The organism is Algoriphagus marincola DSM 16067, assembly GCF_000429405.1.
Lineage (GTDB): Bacteria > Bacteroidota > Bacteroidia > Cytophagales > Cyclobacteriaceae > Algoriphagus > Algoriphagus marincola.
In genome coordinates this window covers 1-3,536 of record NZ_KE386898.1, presented here as the reverse complement: position 1 = coordinate 3,536, position 3,536 = coordinate 1, and the positions used below count along the sequence as shown (strand labels likewise).

Here is a 3,536-nt window from a genome sequence, read left to right as displayed (position 1 = left end):
CTTCGTAATCTCAAAGGTCTGACTTGTCGTACCGCTGTAGTTGCCGATACCTGTAACCGTCACAGTCGCCGTACCTGCATTGATATTGTTTGAATAGCTCAGCGTGTAGTCGGTATCCTCAACCAAGGTCAACACCCCGTCTTTCACGATAGGCTTCGGCTCTTGGGCCTGTCCATTGTAAGTCAGGTCTGCGATCTCTTCCACCTTGATATCAGCGGATTCGAGATCCTTCTTACCGATCGTAAACAACATCCCGGTCGTGAAGTCCAAGGTATAGTTTTCCTTCAGGAAGCTTCCGTTGGTATTGAGCGCAAGCGTACCAACTGTGATTGGATAGGTCCCTTGAGTTTCTCCCGATTCACGGTTCAACTTGCCAATGAAGCCGGCAATCTCTCCGCTTACCGCTCCGCTGTAGGTATAGGTCAGCGTAGGATCAGATTCTCCAAAGGTCTTGTTCTGTCCTTCATCCGGAGTCACAGTCAGTGTTCGCTTGGTGATCTCACCGTCAGTTCCGCTCACAGTAGCCTGAGCTCCGCCTTGGATAAAGTAGTTGCCTGCATCAGACCCGTTAAGCGTTAAGCCTGTGACTGAGTAGTTTCTGCTACCCACATCTTTACTGCTGTATTTACCAGAACCGCTCGCTTCAATCTCATCACCTGTGATCGGTGTGCTTAAAGCTAGCGTCAGATTTAGCATAGCATCATTGCCGTCGTAAACCTTCGTCTTGCTGCTGCTTACCGATGCGGTCAGCTCTTGTGGTGTCACTTCCAGTTTACCTTGCAGTACAATCGTGTTCCCAAAGTTTGGACTACTTTCTGTGACATTTGCTGCCTCAAGCTCATAGTTTCCTACTTTAAGATTATTTGAACTGCTTAGTTGCGGCGAGCTAACCACAAGGTCAAACACTGCGGTACCTGAAGCCCCATCTGTCACCGTCACCTGAGCGCCGCTGATTTGTGTATTCTGGGTCAAATCCTGAATTAGCTGATTACCTGAACTGTAATAGCCTGCTTCAGCTACCTCATACACTGGTGTGGTTCCATAAACCACTGCACCATCCTTCAACTTCACCAATAACTGATCAGCTCCTACAATGGTATAATCACCCTCAACATAAGTGATATCATAGTTCTGTGCAGTCACCCCCGAAGCTTCCAATACATCCGCATAGACTCCTGCAGTTTCTGTTCCGGCATTCGTACGGATAACAGTAAGGTTCGTCGTATTCAGAACTGATTCATTCTGCCCAAACTTAAAGCCGCTGTAGCTTACACCCGCATAGCCTGTCGCATCAGACTGAGTTACAAACTTGCTGTCGTTGTTGGCTGTGATGGTTAACGCTGCCTTCGTGATTTCAAAGTCAACTCCGGTAGTCAGTACAAGTTCGTAATTAGCCGCCTTGAAGGATCCATTGTCCTTCAGTATCAGGCTTCCTTTATTGATCTCGTAAGTTCCAACATTCTCGCCCTCTGCACGGCTAAGTGTATATTCAAAGGCCGGATTTTCTCCGCTCACCTCTCCGTTATGAGTATAGGTCAGCATCGGATCTGTTTCTCCATAAACCTTTGACTGATTCGCATCAGGAGTTACCGTCAGGGTCTTCGGAGCGATGGTAAAGAATACTTTTCGCTCTCCTGTATAATTACCCAAACCGGTAATACTAATCGTCGCCTTACCTGCGTCTGTATTTTCACTATAAACTAAGCTGTAATCCGTATCTGCTGTCAAGGTAAGATTACCATCTTTCACCACTGGGGCCGGTGTCTGAGCCTGACTGGAATAGGTTAGGTTCGCAATCGCATCCACGGTGATATCTGTGGCATCAATGGCCTTCTTGCCGATAGTGAACAAGACACCTGTTGTAAAGTCCAGCGTGTAGTTGTCCTTTAGGAAACTGTTATTATCGATGATGGTAAGACTTCCCTGCTCTATCTCATAAGTACCTTCCGCTTCTCCTGTAGCTCTGGTCAAGCTACCACTAAAGCCTGGCGTCTCTCCGCTCACCGCTCCACTGTTGCTATACGTAAAGGTCGGATCGGATTCTCCAAAGGTCTTGGTCTGTCCTCCGTCTGGTGTCACCGTCAGCGTTCGCTTGGTGATTTCACCGTCAGTTCCGCTCACAGTAGGCTGGGCCCCGCCTAGGATAAAGTAATTATCTGCATCCGCTCCGCTTAGCGTCAAGCCTGATATTGTATAACTTCTAGTTCCAACATTCTTATTGTCGTACACACCTGTACCCGTAGCAGTCACTTGATCCAGATTAACCAGACTAGTCAAGCTAAGCTCCAGATCCAGCAGTTGCGCATTGCCGTCATAGACCTTCGTCGTACTGCTGGTAACAGCTGCTGTCAGTTCCTTCGGTGTTACTTTTAGCTTACCCTGTAGCACCAGTGTATTGCTGAAGTTAGGACTGGTCACCGCTGAATTGGATGCCACCAAGTCGTAAGTTCCGACGTTAAGTTTATCGGAAGTAGCATACGTGGCATCTTCAACCATAATCTCAAAGCTGGCAGTTCCCGATGCTCCGTCAGTTACCGTCACCTGCGTGCCATTCACTACCGTACTTGAAGTCAGGTCCTTGATCAATTCATCATCAGAACTGTAGTATCCCGCTTCGGCGACCTCATATACCGGTGTGGTTCCATAAACCACCTCAGAATCCTTCAACTTCACCAACAGCTGATCCGCTCCAACTATCGTATAGTCACCTGAAACATAGCTAATCTCATAGTTCTCAGCAGTCGCACCCGATACATCCAATACTCCCAGATACTCTCCGGCTGTTTCAGTACCCGCATTCGTTCTGGTAATGCTCAGGCCTGTGATGTCAATATCCGATGAGTCTTCTCCAAACTTAAAGCCACTGTAACTAACACCCGCATAGCCGATTGCATCTGACTGCGTCACAAACTTACTGTCATTGTTGGCTGTGATGGTTAAAGCTGCTTTGGTGATCGTGAATTTCACTCCCGTAGTCAGGTCAAGTTCGTAGTTGGATGCCTTAAAGGATCCATTGTCCTTCAATTCCAGATTGCCTCGTGTGATCTCGTAAGTTCCCACGTTTTCTCCCTGAACTCTTGTTAAAGAGCCGTCAAAGCCAGGAACCTCTCCTGTAGCTTCACCGATGAATGCATACGTCAGTGCCGGATCTGGTTCTCCGTAAACCTTCGTCTGGTTCTCATCAGGAACAATACTTATTGATCTTGGAGTAATATCCGCACTCAACGTTGGCTGGGTCAACGTGTAGTTGCCCGCATCGTCTCCGCTAATCGTATAACCCGTGGTGCTGATCGTGATATTTGTTCCAACAGCTGTCTGAGCAAACGTGAAGGTAGGTGTGCCGCCCAAGGTCACAGCGTCTCCTGTCTCTACTCCGCTCAGTTCCGCTGTTCCACTTGCTGTCGCTGCATCCGTTCCGTCGTAGGCTTTGTTGTTGCCTGTCAGACCCGTTACCGTCAACGCCTTTGCCGTAATATCCGCACTCAACGTTGGCTGGGTCAACGTGTAGTTGCCCGCATCGTCTCCGCTAATCGTAT

Annotated in this window: 1 protein-coding gene; it reads right to left on the bottom strand. The window is 48.3% G+C overall.

All coding sequences use genetic code 11. The features are described from left to right. The coding region (locus G457_RS22930) for an MBG domain-containing protein (RefSeq protein ID WP_026947543.1) at window positions 1–3,536 on the bottom strand (3,536 nt) is incomplete at both ends.